The 14,161-nt window shown below is 65.3% G+C and carries 16 protein-coding genes and 2 pseudogenes; 7 read left to right on the top strand and 11 right to left on the bottom strand.

Annotated features, from left to right (window positions below; all coding sequences use genetic code 11):
• The 8 genes and pseudogenes from EN745_RS16065 to EN745_RS16030 all read right to left on the bottom strand — a co-directional run.
• The coding region (locus EN745_RS16065; protein ID WP_127421736.1) for an FAD-dependent oxidoreductase at nt 1-334 on the bottom strand (334 nt) is incomplete at its 3' end.
• A gap of 37 nt (nt 335-371) precedes the next feature.
• A complete protein-coding gene (locus EN745_RS16060; protein ID WP_127421735.1) occupies nt 372-1,487 on the bottom strand; it encodes an ABC transporter ATP-binding protein in 1,116 nt (371 codons plus the stop codon).
• Nucleotides 1,484-2,281 (bottom strand): ABC transporter permease, encoded by a 798-nt coding sequence (locus EN745_RS16055; RefSeq protein ID WP_127407295.1) that lies wholly within the window; start codon nt 2,279-2,281, stop codon nt 1,484-1,486. The genes EN745_RS16060 and EN745_RS16055 overlap by 4 nt, the downstream gene beginning before the upstream one ends.
• A complete protein-coding gene (locus EN745_RS16050; RefSeq protein ID WP_127421734.1) occupies nt 2,281-3,153 on the bottom strand; it encodes an ABC transporter permease in 873 nt (290 codons plus the stop codon). Before EN745_RS16050 ends, EN745_RS16055 begins: the two co-directional genes overlap by 1 nt.
• A 22-nt stretch (nt 3,154-3,175) precedes the next feature.
• A pseudogene (locus tag EN745_RS16045) lies at nt 3,176-4,223 on the bottom strand (PotD/PotF family extracellular solute-binding protein).
• A 39-nt stretch (nt 4,224-4,262) separates the two neighbouring features.
• Entirely contained in the window at nt 4,263-4,922 is a 660-nt protein-coding gene (locus EN745_RS16040) for an XRE family transcriptional regulator (RefSeq protein ID WP_127421733.1), read from the bottom strand.
• A 146-nt stretch (nt 4,923-5,068) separates the two neighbouring features.
• Nucleotides 5,069-6,850, bottom strand: coding sequence for a chloride channel protein (locus EN745_RS16035; RefSeq protein ID WP_127421732.1), 1,782 nt, complete (start codon nt 6,848-6,850; stop codon nt 5,069-5,071).
• A gap of 146 nt (nt 6,851-6,996) precedes the next feature.
• Complete coding sequence (locus tag EN745_RS16030; protein WP_126058457.1) at nt 6,997-7,296, bottom strand: putative quinol monooxygenase; 300 nt, start codon at nt 7,294-7,296, stop codon at nt 6,997-6,999.
• A gap of 139 nt (nt 7,297-7,435) precedes the next feature.
• On the opposite strand from EN745_RS16030, the gene flhA reads away from it, so the two are divergent.
• The 3 genes from flhA to EN745_RS16015 are packed head-to-tail and all read left to right on the top strand — an operon-like array spanning nt 7,436 to nt 10,666.
• Nucleotides 7,436-9,523, top strand: coding sequence for a flagellar biosynthesis protein FlhA (gene flhA / locus EN745_RS16025; RefSeq protein ID WP_127405789.1), 2,088 nt, complete (start codon nt 7,436-7,438; stop codon nt 9,521-9,523).
• Entirely contained in the window at nt 9,520-10,272 is a 753-nt protein-coding gene (gene fliR, locus EN745_RS16020; protein ID WP_126058455.1) for a flagellar biosynthetic protein FliR, read from the top strand. Before flhA ends, fliR begins: the two co-directional genes overlap by 4 nt.
• 4 nt (nt 10,273-10,276) lie before the next feature.
• Nucleotides 10,277-10,666 (top strand): hypothetical protein, encoded by a 390-nt coding sequence (locus EN745_RS16015; RefSeq protein ID WP_126058454.1) that lies wholly within the window; start codon nt 10,277-10,279, stop codon nt 10,664-10,666.
• Here the strand turns inward: EN745_RS16015 and EN745_RS16010 are convergent.
• Nucleotides 10,663-10,932 (bottom strand): hypothetical protein, encoded by a 270-nt coding sequence (locus tag EN745_RS16010; protein ID WP_126058453.1) that lies wholly within the window; start codon nt 10,930-10,932, stop codon nt 10,663-10,665. The genes EN745_RS16015 and EN745_RS16010 overlap by 4 nt on opposite strands.
• A 126-nt stretch (nt 10,933-11,058) precedes the next feature.
• Between EN745_RS16010 and EN745_RS16005 the strand changes: the two genes are divergently transcribed.
• From EN745_RS16005 to EN745_RS15990, 4 genes are all read left to right on the top strand, one after another.
• Complete coding sequence (locus tag EN745_RS16005; protein WP_189363063.1) at nt 11,059-11,652, top strand: rod-binding protein; 594 nt, start codon at nt 11,059-11,061, stop codon at nt 11,650-11,652.
• 57 nt (nt 11,653-11,709) lie between these two features.
• The gene (locus EN745_RS16000; RefSeq protein ID WP_127421730.1) at nt 11,710-12,072 is read left to right on the top strand and encodes a hypothetical protein; all 363 of its coding nucleotides are present in this window, start codon (nt 11,710-11,712) and stop codon (nt 12,070-12,072) included.
• A 28-nt stretch (nt 12,073-12,100) separates the two neighbouring features.
• Nucleotides 12,101-12,622, top strand: a complete 522-nt coding sequence (locus tag EN745_RS15995; protein WP_126058450.1) for a hypothetical protein — start codon at nt 12,101-12,103, stop codon at nt 12,620-12,622.
• Nucleotides 12,623-12,793: 171 nt separating this feature from the next.
• Nucleotides 12,794-13,078, top strand: a complete 285-nt coding sequence (locus EN745_RS15990; RefSeq protein WP_126058449.1) for an SCP2 sterol-binding domain-containing protein — start codon at nt 12,794-12,796, stop codon at nt 13,076-13,078.
• A gap of 105 nt (nt 13,079-13,183) precedes the next feature.
• On the opposite strand, the gene EN745_RS15985 is transcribed toward EN745_RS15990, so the two are convergent.
• Together EN745_RS15985 and EN745_RS15980 are read right to left on the bottom strand one after the other, a co-directional pair.
• Entirely contained in the window at nt 13,184-13,891 is a 708-nt protein-coding gene (locus EN745_RS15985; RefSeq protein WP_348627221.1) for an N-acetyltransferase, read from the bottom strand.
• A gap of 99 nt (nt 13,892-13,990) precedes the next feature.
• Nucleotides 13,991-14,161, bottom strand: a pseudogene (locus EN745_RS15980) (ornithine decarboxylase); the annotation flags it as partial.

Raw genomic sequence — 14,161 nt, 5'->3', positions numbered from 1 at the left:
CGTCGCCGAAGCCGGCCATGGCCGCCTGCATGGCGCTGACCCCTCGCCGGGTCGAGGTCTTGAGATATTTCTCGCGCGACCACGTGAAGCCGCCCGACAGCCAGCCGCCATTGCGGCCCGACGCGCCGAAGCCGGCGAATTCGCGCTCGATCAGCGCGATGCGCAGCGACGGTCTCGCCTTCTTCAGATAGTAGGCGGTCCACAGGCCGGTGTAGCCTGCGCCGACGATGGCGACATCGGCCTCGATATCGCCGGGCAAGGGCGGCCGGGGCGCGGGAACCCCGCCGATATCCGCATACCAGAACGATATGTCGCCGTTGCGCTTGGCCTGCATGGGATGACTTCCGGATTGGTTGGCGGATTGATCGGGATCAGGTCAGTGTCGTATCGGCGGCGCTGTCGTCGGCCAAAAGCTTGGCGTCGGCGCCGTCGAAGCAGAGCTCCACCTGCTCTCCCAGCCCAAAGCTGTCGCCGGTTAGCGGCGAGCGCACGATCGCCGTGGAGCCGTCGGCGAGCCTGACTTCGTATTTCGATCCTGAGCCGAGATAGATGGCTTCCGCAACTGTCCCCGGCAGCCGGTTGGCGCCATTTGCCCCGTTGTGGCCGGGCCGGCGGATGGCCAGCTTTTCTGGACGCAGCAGCATCACCGGGCTGGCCTCCCCGTTGATGCGCCTTGGCGCCGTCACCGTCTCGCCGGCGATGCGCAATGCCGTGCTCGTGCCGTCGCTCCGCGCCTCGCCGCGCAACACCGTGGAGTCGCCGATGAAGCGGCCGACGAACAGCGTCGCCGGTTCGTCGTAGAGCTGCCGGCCGGTGCCGACCTGCTCGATCTGGCCGCGATTGAACACCGCAATGCGGTCCGACAGCACCAGCGCCTCTTCCTGGTCGTGCGTGACATAGACGAAGGTGGTGCCGAGCTCGCGATGGATGCGCTTGATCTCAAGCTGCAGCCATTCGCGCAGCTTTTTGTCGAGCGCGCCGAGCGGCTCGTCCATCAACAAAAGCGGCGGGTCGAAGACGATGGCGCGGGCCAGCGCCACGCGCTGCTGCTGGCCGCCCGACAATTCGCTAGGGTAGCGATGCGCGAAGTCGCCCATTTTGACCATGTCGAGCGCCCGCGTCACCCGCGCCTTGCGCTCATCCTGCCCGACGCCGCGCAACGTCAGTGGATAGGCCACGTTGCGGCCGACCGTCATGTGCGGGAACAGCGCGTAGTGCTGGAAGACGACGCCGATGTTGCGCTTGTGCGCCGGCACGCCGACGACGCTTTTGTCCCCGACCAGGAGCTTGCCACTGGTCACATCGGTGAAGCCGGCGATCACGTTGAGCGTCGTCGTCTTGCCGGAGCCGCTTGGCCCGAGCAGCGTCATGAATTCGCCGGGCTCGATGCGAAGCGAGACGCCGTCCAGCGCCTTGAAACCGCCATAGGCCTTGCTGATCGACTCCAGGTCGATCGCCGCGCCCTTGCTCGCCTGCCTTGGGTTCATTGGCGTCCCTTCCGCTCGCGGCCAAGGAGAAGCATGCCGCCACCGATCAGGATCGTGGTGGCGCACAAAAGGATCGTGCCGACCGCGGCGACCGTCGGGTCGGCGTCGCGCGTGATGGAAGAGAAGATCTGCACGGGCAATGTCTTCAGGTAGGGATTGGTGATGAACAGCGACACGACGATCTCGTCGAAGGAGGTGGCGAAGGCGAACAGCAGGCCGGATAGGATGCCGGGCAGGATCAGCGGCAGCGTTACCGTGCGGAACGTCGTCAGCGCACCGGCGCCGAGGCTCGCCGCCGCCGTCTCCAGCCGCCTGTCGAACACTTCGAGACTGGCTGAGACGGCGATCAGCACGAAAGGAAGCGCAAGGATGGTGTGGGCAAGCACGAAGCCCAGCATCGTTCCGACCAGGTGGGTTTCGAGATAGACGGCATAAATGCCGATGGCCAGCACCACGCCGGGCACCACCATCGGCGTCAGCATCAGCATCCGCAAAAGGTTGGCCGGCCGCGCCTTCATGCGGTCGAGGCCAAAGGCCGCCAGCGTGCCGAGCACCGTCGCCAGCACCGCCACCAACGAGGCAACCTTGAGCGAGTTCAGGAAGCTGGTGGACCATTCCGGGCTGGTGGCGAAGTTCTGGTACCATTGCCAGGAGAAGCCTTGCGGCGGAAACGCCAGCGACTTGTTGGCGTTGAACGACATCGGCACGACGACGAGCGTCGGCGCCACCAGCCATATCGCCACCAGCAGGCAGACGAGCCCGAGGACGACGCGCGTGAGGGGCTTCATCTCCATCAGCGTCGCCCCGCTTCCCGGTGCCTGGAGCGCATCACCGGCGCCGCCAGCGCCAGCAGCAGGAAGGTGGCGACGAGCAGCACCACGCCCATCGCGCCGCCACGGCCCCATTGCAGCAGGCTGAGCACCTGCGTCTGCACCAGCGTCGACAGCATGGTCGAGCGCGGGCCGCCGAGCAGCGCCGGCGTGATGTAGAAGCCCAGCGCCAGGATGAAGACGATGATGGCACCGGCATAGACGCCCGGCAGCGACAGCGGCAGGTAGACGGTGAAGAACGCGTGGAACGGTGACGCGCCGAGGCTCTGCGCCGCTCGCATCAGCCTGAGGTCGATGCCTTTCATGACCGAATAGAGCGGCAGGATCATGAATGGCAAAAGCACCTGCGCCATGCCAATCACCACGCCGGTCTGGGTGCGGATCAGCTTGACGCCGCTGAAGCCAGCCGCGCGCAGCAGCGAATTGATGACACCCGAATCCTGCAGCAGGATCACCCATGACAAGGTGCGCACCACCCCGCTCACCCAGAACGGGATCAGCACGCAAAGCACCAGCATCAACCGGACGCGCGGTCCGACCGCAGTCATGAGATAGGCGTAAGGATAGGCCGAGACCACGCACACCAGCGTCACCCAGGCCGAGATGGTGAAAGTCCGCCGCAGAACCGTGAGATTGACGGGCGCGCCGAAGAACCAGGCATAGTTCTGCACGCCCCATTCCGGCTCCGACAGGCTGCGCAACACGATGGTGAGCAGCGGATAGCCGATCACCGCGATGAGCAGGATGAGCGCCGGCAGCGCGAGCGCGTACGGCCTCCACGCCCGTCCCGGCCACCCTAGGGCGGCGGGCTGGATCGTGGGATCGGACGCGCTCACGGCCTTTGTCTCCGTTCGCCGCTTAGTTGCCGGCCATCATCGCCGACCACTTCTCCTGCGCCGCCTGGAAGTTCTCGACCCAGAACTTGATGTTCTGCTTGTAGCCCTGGCTCTGGCGATCGGGCGTGTTGGTCAGGAAGGCGGCGACGGAGGCGTCGACCTTCGGCTGCGCCTCATTGTTGATCGGCGTATAGGAGGTCGTCTGCGTCAGCACCTCCTGCGACTGCTTGCCGAGATAGGCATTGAGCAGCGCATAGGCGGCATCCGTGTCCTTGACGCCGACGGGAATGGTCATCTGGTCCATCACCACCAGCCAGTCCTGCCAAGCCGGCGCGTATTTGGCGCCGTTCTTGACCGCGGTCATGGCGCGGCCGGTCCACATCATCAGCATGTCGGCCTCGCCGGATTCGGCGAGCTGCTGCGATTCGGCGCCCGTCTTCCAGTAGATGGTGTCGGGGCCGAGCTTGCGCACCACGTCGATGGCCTTGTCGATATCGGCTGCCGTCATCGCCTTCGGATCGCCGCCGCCGACCTTGAGGGCCTGCTCCAAGAGGCCCCCGGTGAAGTCGCCTGAGCCGTCGATGCCGCGCACGCCCGGGAACTTTGCCGTGTCGAAGAAGTCGGCCATCGGTGTTGTACATCAGCACGACGCCATAGTTCATCGCCGGCACCGAGCACTCGCTGACCTGGCCCTCTGGAATGTGCGAGACGTCGAGCTTGGAGAGGTCGACCTTCTGGAACAGCTTGCCGCAATAGACGTAAGGCGGGAAGTCGGCGGTATCGACCACGTCCCAGGTCACGTTGCCGGACTCCACCTGCGCCTGCAGCTTGGCGATCTCGGTCGGGCCGTCATTGAGCAAGGTGACGCCGGACTTTTCGACGAACTCCTTAAGCGCGGCCACCTGGCCGTCCTGGTAGATGCCGCCGAAGGAGACGAACGTCAGGGTCTTGCCCTTCAGCGAACCTTCCTTGACCGCGCCGGCGACAGGGTTCTCCTGCGCCATCGCAGCCGTGCCCAGAAAGCCGAGCACCATCGCCGCGCCAAATGCCAAACGTGTCGATTTCAGCATGATTGTCATTCTCCCATTGCTACCCGCGTTTGATCGGAACTACCTGGCCGCGAGCGGTTTCCAGGCCGTGTATTGGTCGAGCTCGGCGCGCGCCGAGGTCGGTGGCGCGATGATCCACATCACCTCGGCGCGGCCGCTGCCGATGTTCTCGCTGCGATGCGGCGTCGAGGTCGCGTATTCGATGCTGTCGCCTTCCTCGAGCACGTGGCGCGCGTCGCCGAGCGAAACCTCCAGGACCCCGCGCAGGACGACGAGCATCTCGTGCGCGTCGCCATGGGTGTAGAGATCGGGCCCGGTCGAGCCGCCAATGTCGAATTCGCCGATATAGACTTCCATGTCGCTGAGCGGCGGGCGCGACAAAAGCATCTTGCGGCAGCCGTCGCTGGGCGGCAGGCTCGGCCGCTCGCTGCGCCGCAAGACCCCGTGGTTCTGCGCGGCACTTTCCTCGAACAGCATCGCCACGCTGACGCCTAACGCCGAAGCCATCTGGTTGAGCGAGGCGGTGCTGGCGCCGGTCAGGCCGCGCTCGAGCTGGCTGATGAAGCTGGCGCTGGTTCCGGTAGCCTCGGCAAGCTCCCGCAGTGACAGCCTGCGGGCGAGCCGAAGGGTTTTCAGGCGCATTCCCAGCACCTGATGGGCATGCGTAGCGGCCGGTGCGTCGCCCGTTTTTGCCGAAGCCCGGCCGGAAGCCTTGCTCATGCCGTCTCCTCCTCCACTTAACAGACTGTACAGTGCCACTGTACATCTGACAAGTCGCGCGTGGCGCCAGAGCCGCGCCTATGGCTGGGCCAGGCAAGTCGGCGGGTTGAGGTCGGCAGATCGATAAGGGAGGTGCGGGAGACGCGCTAGCCTTCGCCGGAGAGGTCCCGTCGCGCCTTGTCCAGTTCCTCGGCATAGCGCCGCATCAGATGGCTTTCGGTCAAAAGGCCGAGCACGACGCGGTCTGCGAAATCCTCGACCACGGCCAGTTCCTCGGCACCGGCGCGCTGGAAGGTTTCGGCCGCCGTCTGGACGTTCATGGAAGGCACCAGCACGGCGTCCTTGAACCGGGCAAGCGACCACACCGGCGTCTCGCCGTCCGCAGGCTCGCTGTGCAGTTCCGCCACGATCAGCACGCCGACATAGTGCTGGCCCTCATCCACGGCGATGACGCGCTGCGCCGAGCCCAGCGGCACCGCCTTGCAGAAGGCGCCGAGCGTCGTCGCGGCATCGATGGTGCGGACATCCTTGCGCATCATCGAGCCGACGGTGAGGCTGCGCATCCAGCCGACGTCGTGGGCGCTGCGGATGGTCTCGCCGCGCAGGTGGAAACGCCAGGTCGAGAACGAGTAGCCGAAAGTCTCGCGCACCAGCATCGCCGCCATGATCGAGGCCGCCAGCACGACGCCGGTCAGCGTCAGGTCGCGTGTCGATTCCAGCGCCAGGAAGGTCATCGTCAGCGGCGCGCCGACGACGCCGACGGCGAGCGAGGTCATGCCGACGACGGCGGCGACGGCCGGGTCGATACCGGTCGCCGGCGAGACGGTGGCCATCACGCCGGCGAAGACCTTGCCGAGCAGCGCGCCGAGGAACAGCGAGGCGAAGAACAGGCCGCCGCGAAACCCCGAGCCGAGCGAGATCGCCGAGGCCGCGAGCTTCAGCACGAAGACGCTGGCGACGACGCCAAGCCCATAGTTCATCGCGAATTCGCGATGCAGCGCGCCATGGCCGCTGGACAGCACCTGCGGCGTCACCAGGCCGAGCAGCCCGACAAGGATGCCGCCGATGAAGGGCCGCAGCGACGCATCGACCGACAGCCGGGCAAAGCCGTGCTCGATGAGGCTGACCAGATGCATGATGGCGATCGAGGCGGCGCCGCCGAGCAGGCCGAGCAGCAGGAACGGAATGTACTGGCTGGCGGTCAGCGCCGGCAGGCCGGACAGTTCCAGCGGAAACGGCACGACGCCAAACACCTCGGCGGTCAGCGAGGCGCAGATGGCCGCCGTCATCACCGGCGCGACATTGGCGACCGAATAGATGCCGATGATCAGCTCGAAGCCGTAGAAAGCGCCGGTCAGCGGCGCGTCGAAGGCGGCGGCGATGGCGCCGGCGGCGCCGCAGCCGACGAGGATGCGCACGTCGTTGCGGCGCAGCCTGAAGGCGCGCGCCAGCCGCGACGCCAGACCAGAGCCAACCTGCGTGTAGCCGGCCTCCAGCCCGACCGAGGCGCCGAAGCCGCTGGACAGCACCGTCTGGCCGACGATGATGAACGTGTCGGTGAGCGACATACGCCCGCCATAGAGCGCGTTGGCCTCGATCGGATCGACCGGAGTGCGGAACTTGCGCCTCCTGAGCCAGATCACGGTCAGCCCAAGCAGGATGCCGCCGATCGCCGGGATCAGCGCCTGCATCGGGCTTGCCAGCGAGAACATCGCCGACAGCCGGCCGCCCGGCTGCACACCGTACAGCATCCAGTGCATGCCTTGCACCAGTTCGCTCATGCCGGTGACCAGCGCGCCCGACATCACCCCGACGACACCCGCAAGCACGACGATGACGATGCCGCGCGCCTCGAGCAGCGGGATCGATCGGATCAGCACCGCGCGAAGCCGGCGGGCGTAGACTTGGCTGTGGTTTGTGGCAGTCATCGGAGCGGTTGGCCGATTTCCGAAGGGAATGGAAAGCTGCCGTGCCTGATACGCCGGGCGGCATGCGTGGCTATTGCAATGCCGCCTGCTTGTGGCGCCATTTTGGCGCCGCTCGATCGGAATGATATCGATGAGGGGGGCCCGCTTCAGATCGGCCTGGCGTCGCCGGCTTCGTAGAGCACGAGGTTGCGGTCGCCGATGCCGAGGGCCGCCCAGCTCGCGCGCCAGTCGGCGATGTGCGGCGTGCGGAAATGCGCCTCGAGCGCGGCCCTGTCGTTCCACACTTCCGTGACGCGGATCAGCCCTGCGTCGAGGATGTCCTGCGCATATGAATATTCGAGGCAGCCCGGCTCGGCGTGGCTCGCCGAAACCATCTTCTCCATGGCCGGCCTTGCCTCGTCCAGCCTATGCGCCGGCAGGCGGATGGTGCCGATAATCACGAGCATGCCGGTCCCCTTCTGACGGTTGCGCGCGGCTGAGGATGCCGCCCATCGGCAGTAGCCAGTCTCCCACCCTCGCGCAAGCTTGGCTGGTTAGGCTCGAAAGGCTGCCGCGCGTTCGGCGCGCTGGAGACTTGAGGACGATATGGCGATCAGCGAAACAATCCCGGCCGGCCTGGTGGCCAAGAACGGCCGCGACGTCTTCTTCGCGCTGGGCATCGTCGTCATCCTGGCGGTGCTGTTCTTGCCGATCCCGGCCTTCCTCATCGACATCGGCCTTGCCTTCTCGATCGCGCTGTCGGTGCTGATCCTGATGGTGGCGCTGTGGATCCAGCGGCCGCTCGACTTCTCCTCCTTCCCGACCGTGCTGCTGATCGCCACCATGCTCAGGCTGTCGCTCAACATCGCCACCACGCGCATGATCCTCTCGCACGGCAATGAGGGCACGCACGCGGCCGGCTATGTCATCTCCGGCTTCTCGAAGCTGGTGATGTCGAGCGACTTCGTCATCGGCCTGATCGTCTTCCTGATCCTGATCGTGGTGAATTTCATCGTCATCACCAAGGGCGCCACCCGTATCGCCGAGGTTGGCGCCCGCTTCACCCTCGACGCCATCCCCGGCAAGCAGATGTCGATCGACGCCGACCTCTCCGCCGGCATGATCGACGAGAAGACGGCGCAGCTGCGCCGCCGCGAGCTGGAAGAGGAATCCTCCTTCTTCGGCTCTATGGACGGCGCCTCGAAATTCGTGCGCGGCGACGCCATCGCCGGCCTCATCATCACCGCCATCAACATCGTCGGCGGCATCGCCATCGGCTACATCCGCCACGGCATGGGTATGGGCGAAGCCGCCGACGTGTTCATCAAACTGTCGGTCGGTGACGGCCTCGTCACCCAGATCCCGGCGCTGATCGTCTCGCTCGCCGCCGGCATGCTGGTCTCCAAGGGCGGCACCCGCGGCTCGGCCAACCAGGCCGTGTTCGGCCAGCTCGGCGCCCATCCGCGCGCGCTCTACGTCGCGGCGTTCCTGCTGGTCATCCTCGGCCTGATGCCCGGCCTGCCGCTGTTCCCGTTCTTCGCGCTTGCTGGCGGCATGGCCGGTCTCGGCTACGTCATTCCGATGCGCCAGAACCGCGCCATGGCCGCCGCCGAAGCACTGAGGGACGAGGAGAAGGCCAAGAAGGCCGAGGAAGAGAAGAACTCAGTCAAGGCCTCGCTCGCCACCGCCGAGATCGAGCTGCTGATCGGCAAGCAGCTGTCGACGCGCTTGCTTGTGTCACATCAGGAGCTGGTCTTCCGCATGGCCAAGATGCGCAAGAAGTTCGCCCAGCAATACGGCTTCGTCGTGCCGGAAGTGCGCGTCGCCGACGACTTCGCCATCCCGCCGAAGAGCTACCAGATCAAGGTCCACGGCACGGTCGTCGCCGAGTACCAGATGCGCGTCGGCGAGATCATGGTGCTGCTCGGCACCCGCGACGTGCCGGACCTGCCCGGCGAGGAGATCCGCGAGCCGGCTTTCGGCATGCGCGCCTTCTCGGTGCTGGAGACCTTCGCCGAGGACCTGAAGCGTGAGAACTACACCTATGCCGACAACATGTCGGTGCTGCTCACCCATCTCTCCGAGGTCATCCGCAACAACCTGCCGCAGCTTCTCTCCTACAAGGACATGAAGGCGCTGCTCGAGAGGCAGGATCCGGAATACCGCAAGCTCGCCGACGAGATCTGCACCTCGCACATCTCCTATCCCGGCCTGCAGGCGGTGCTGAAGCTTCTGCTCGCCGAGCGCGTCTCGATCCGCAACCTGCATCTGATCATCGAAGCCATCGCCGAGATCGCGCCGCATGTGCGCCGCACCGAACAGATTGTCGAGCACGTGCGCATCCGCATGGCGCAGCAGATCTGCGGCGATCTTTCCGAGGGCGGCGTGCTCAAGGTTCTGCGTCTCGGCAACCGCTGGGACCTCGCCTTCCACCAGAGCCTCAAGCGCGACGCCAAGGGCGAGGTGCGCGAGTTCGACATCGACCCGCGTCAGCTCGAGGAATTCGGCCAGGATGCGACCAAGGCGATCCGCAAGCATCTGGAAGCCGGCGAGCGCTTCGTGCTGGTCACCGCGCCGGACGCGCGCCCCTATGTGCGCATGATCATCGAGCGCCTGTTCACCACGTTGCCGGTGCTCTCCCATGTCGAGATCGCCAAGGGCGTCGAGATCAAGGTGCTCGGGACGATCTCGTGAGCGCGCTCTCGCAAGGCGTCGTCATCGCCGCCTTCCTGGCTTTCTGCCGCATCGGCGCCTGTTTCATGCTGATGCCAGGCCTGTCGAGTGCGCGCGTGCCGATCCAGGTCCGGCTCTTCGTGGCGGTCGCCGCCACCGGCGGCCTGCTCGCCTTCCTCTGGGACCGCATCTACCCGTATGTCGATCCCCGCCCGCAGGTCCTGGCGCCGATGATCGTCTCGGAACTCTTGGTCGGCGGGCTGATCGGCGCCATGACCCGGCTCTATATGGAGGCGCTGCGCTTCATGGGCTCGGCCATCGCCACGCTGATCGGCTATGGCGGCGCCGGCGGCCCGGCGATCGAGGAGCCGGAGCCGCAGGCGGCGCTGGCCGCCATCATCTCCTTCTCGGCATTGCTGCTGCTCTTCGTCTTCGACTTCGACCACGAGATCGTGCGCGCTCTGGTCGCCTCCTACACGGTCGCGCCGGTCAACGTCTTCTTCAATCCGCAGGCGGCGCTCGTCGATCTCACCGACACCGTGTCGGACGCCTTCTTCCTGGTCATCCGCCTCGGCAGCCCGTTCGTCGCCTATGCCATCCTGGTCAATCTGACCATCGGCTTCGTCAACAAGCTGACGCCGCAGATCCCCGTCTACTTCATCTCGCTGCCTTTCGTCATCGCCGGCGGCCTGATCCTCTTCTACCTCGCCATCGGCACCATGCTGTCGCTGTTCGTCGACGGCTTTGTCGACCTGACACTGGCACGGTGACGCAATGACCACGCGCAAGGAACGGCTGCGGAAACTGGTCAAGGTGCAGGAGCAGCTCAAGGCCCTGCACGAGACGCGCCATGCGACATTCCTGGCGCAGGCGGGAGCGGCCGAGACCGAGGCAAGGGAACTGGTCGAGCACTTCGACGCTGACCAATCGCTGGCCGGCCAGTTCCCCGACCTTTACCATCGCCGCATCGCCAATGCCCTGGTCCGCCAGCAGGCAAGCCTGGAAAGCGCCAGGCAGGAAGCAACTCTCATCGCCACCGCGACGGCGCGCACCAACATGGTCGAGCGCGCCTACAAGGACGTGCGCCGCCGCGACGAGCGCGAACGCATCGACCGCGAGCGGCTCGATCTGATCGCGCAGAAGCGACGCGACGATACTAACTAGCGACTCGGTATCAAAGTCAGATCGAGAGTGCTGCCCTCGGGCACATCAGCTAGATCAACATGACGCAGCACGAACACTTCGAATTCGTGAGCGACATCGTCGATCCGCCGGAGCGCATACTCTTTCTCCGCGGCCGTCGAGGTTTTAGAGCCGTCCGGCCTCATGACAATCGCGTTGAGTTTTTGGCCCATCCGGAAGTCGGTCTGTAGGTCACCGACGACTACGACGCCTCGCCCGGAAATCTGAAATCTCTCGATAATCTTCATCCAACACTTTGGCCCCTAACCGCTGGCAAGAACGATCTCCCATTTCGTAGCACAGCAAAATCGCGATGGCGAAAGACGAGCCACTCGATGCTTGGGCTCGCAAGCCTGCCACAAGCTTGTTCAGTCATTGTGCGGATAGCAAAAACCGGCAAAGGGCGGACTTTTTTGGCAATCTCTCCACCCAGCGACATCGTCTTGGACGTTGCCCGCGCAGCGGAGCCGGCCGATATCGAAGCCGCGCGCGCGGCGCTGGCCAAACGGACTGGTGGCGCCTCGGCCGCCTTTTCGGTCGACACCGCCGGCACCATACTTTCCCGGGCCACGGCGGACAAAGCCGAGGTGGCGAACCCGGAGAAGAAGTTCCAGCGCTTCGAGGCGATGGTGCTGCAGACCTTCATCCAGAACATGATGCCCAAGGACACCGAGGGCGTTTACGGCAAGGGTCTCGCCGGCGACATGTGGAAATCGCAGATGGCCGAGCAACTGGCCAATGTCATGGCCGCGCGCGGCGGCATCGGCATCGCCAGATCACTGCTCGCCGACCACTATATGGACGGCAAGCGCATCGTGCCGGTCGGCCCGGTTTCGGGTGGGCCGGAGAAGGCCGAGATCGACCAACAGATCCGGCTGTCGACGTCCATGGTGCAGGAGTTGCAGCGCCAGGCCGCGCGGTCGATGACCGGCGACGATACGACCATAGAAACCGATACAAAAATCTAGGGAGCCTCATGGCCGACCAATCCGAAATCTCCACCCTCGCGGACCTCGGAAGCGCCCATGCCGCTCGCTCGCCCCGGAAACCTCGCCGCCATCATCGGCCGCATAGAGGAAGCGGTCGACGAGGAGACGGCTGGTATCCGTGCCAGCACCGGCTTCGACCTCAAGGCGTCCAACGCCCGCAAGAGCCGCTATCTCTACGAACTGACCCGCGCCATGAAGGGCGCCAACGAGATCGAATTCCTGGAGCAGCATCGCGAAGGCCTGGCGCGGCTGCGCCAGAAGCTGGCCAAGAACGAGGCGGCGATCCTCGCCCATCTCAACGCCGTCAACGAGGTCGCCAATCTGCTGAAGAGCGCCATTCAGCGCGCCGAGGCCGACGGCACTTATTCGGCCGGCGAGTTCGGCTGGGCAAGAGCATGATCCCGGTCGCCAGGGTAGGGAAAGACCGGTGATCAAGTTCATCGCCGCCGCGATCTGGATCTGCGCAGCGACGCTCGGCGCCGTGTTCTATTCGTTCCAGGCTGCAGGCAAGGCCGGCGTGGGCGAGCCGCCGAAGCCGATGCTGGGCGGCCTCGACTACGTCAAGACCGATATTATCTCGGTGCCTTTGATCCGCGACGCCAGGATCGACGGCTATTTTCTCACCAAGCTCGTCTACACGGTCGAGCCGGAGCAGATAAAGAAGCTGTCGATACCGGCCGACGCGCTGATCACCGACCAGGTCTACTCCTATCTCTACGCCAATCCGCAGGTCGATTTCACCAAGAAGGACACAATCGATCTCGATGCCTTCCGCAAGTCCATCCAGGACAGCATCAACGCCCGCGTCGGCGTCGAGCTGGTGCATGAGGTGCTGATCGACCAGGTCAACTTCCTGTCCAAGGACGAGATCCGCGACAACGCCATTCGCCGCCGCAAGGGCGCTGGCGAGACCGCCTCGGAAATGACCAAGCCCTTCAAGCAGCACTGATCGCGGCGCGGACGCATTCGCCGCCGCTAGCCAAGCTGATGCGAGATGACGCATGGTCACCACGTTGACGTAAACGTCAATGCGAAGCTATATGCGTCAGCGACCGTGATCGCGACATGCGCCGGCAATGCGCCGCCGCGTATCAAACGCAACAAGATGAGGAGAACCGCCGTGAGCGTTCAGGAGATTGCCGACAGGATCAAGTCGCGCGTGGCAAGCGCGGGCTTCGAGCATTCGGTCAAGTTCGACACCGGCAGCGACGGTGTCATCGTCATCGACGGCGCCACGGTCTCCACCACCGATGCGCCGACCGACTGCACCGTCAAGCTGTCGCTCGACGATCTGGATTCGCTGATCGCCGGCGACCTCAACCCGACCATGGCCTTCATGTCCGGCAAGATAAAGGTCGAGGGCGACATGACTGTCGCCATGGCGCTAAGCCAGTTGCTTGGTTGACGACAGCGCCAAGATCAAAGCAAAACGCCGCCTCGATGGGCGGCGTTTTCTTTCGGTTTGACCGTGACCTTGCACAAAACCGGTTCCCACTCTTTGGGATGATGTCTAGGCGGCCAGCGACTGCGCCTTCTGCTTGCGTCCCGCAGCCTTAAGCGTGCCGTGTGCGTCGTCGAGCACGCCCTCCATCAGTTCCAGCGCCAGCAGGCGGTGCCGCTCATAGGGGCCGGGCATCGCGAGGGCGCCGGTCTTCGCCGCCGAAAATCCGAAGCGCCCGTAGTAGGGCGCGTCGCCGACGAGCAGGATGGCGCCATGGCCGAGGCGCGCCGCTTCAGTCACCGCATGCCGCATCAGCGCCGAACCGACACCGGAGCCCTTGAGCGCCGGTTCGACGGCAAGCGGTCCGAGTAGAAGGGCCGCCGGACCGCCTTCGCCCAACGTCACATCCCAAAGCCTCACGGTGCCGAGGACCGCGCCCGAGGCATCGCGTGCGACAAAGGCCAGGCCTTCCGAGGGCCGGCGGCCGCGCCGCAGCTTCTCCGACGACTTCCTACGACGGCCAGGTCCCATGGCGCGGTCGAGCAGGTCCTCGCGCGCCTCGATATCGCCGGCGCTTTCCGCCACGACGGTGAATGCCGGAGCCTGTGAGGCCCCCTCACCCGGCTCGCCGCGCGAGCCAGCCTGTGCCCGTTGGGCCAGGGAGGGCGCAAGCGCTGCCATCGGGCTCTTCTCCCCCGCGAAGAAGAGCTGATCCGAAGGGCCGGATGAGGGGGCAATGTCGGTGGCCGCGATGGCCGATTTGATCAGGTATTCCATGTCCGCGATCCTTCACGAGCGGAGGTTTGTTCCACAGGCGAGCCCGGGTGGGCGAACATGCGCCCACCTGGGATGATCAGAACGGTTCTTGCGAACCGGTCAGATCACGTAGGATCGGAGCGGCTCGAAGCCGTTGAAGGCGACCGAGGAATAGGTCGTCGTGTAGGCGCCGGTGCCTTCGATCAGCACCTCGTCGCCGATGGTCAGCGACAGAGGCAGCGGATAGGGCGTCTTCTCGTACATCACGTCGGCCGAATCGCAGGTCGGACC

Origin of the sequence: Mesorhizobium sp. M4A.F.Ca.ET.022.05.2.1, assembly GCF_003998845.1 — a bacterium.
Lineage (GTDB): Bacteria > Pseudomonadota > Alphaproteobacteria > Rhizobiales > Rhizobiaceae > Mesorhizobium.
This window is presented reverse-complemented; position numbering and strand designations above follow the sequence as displayed.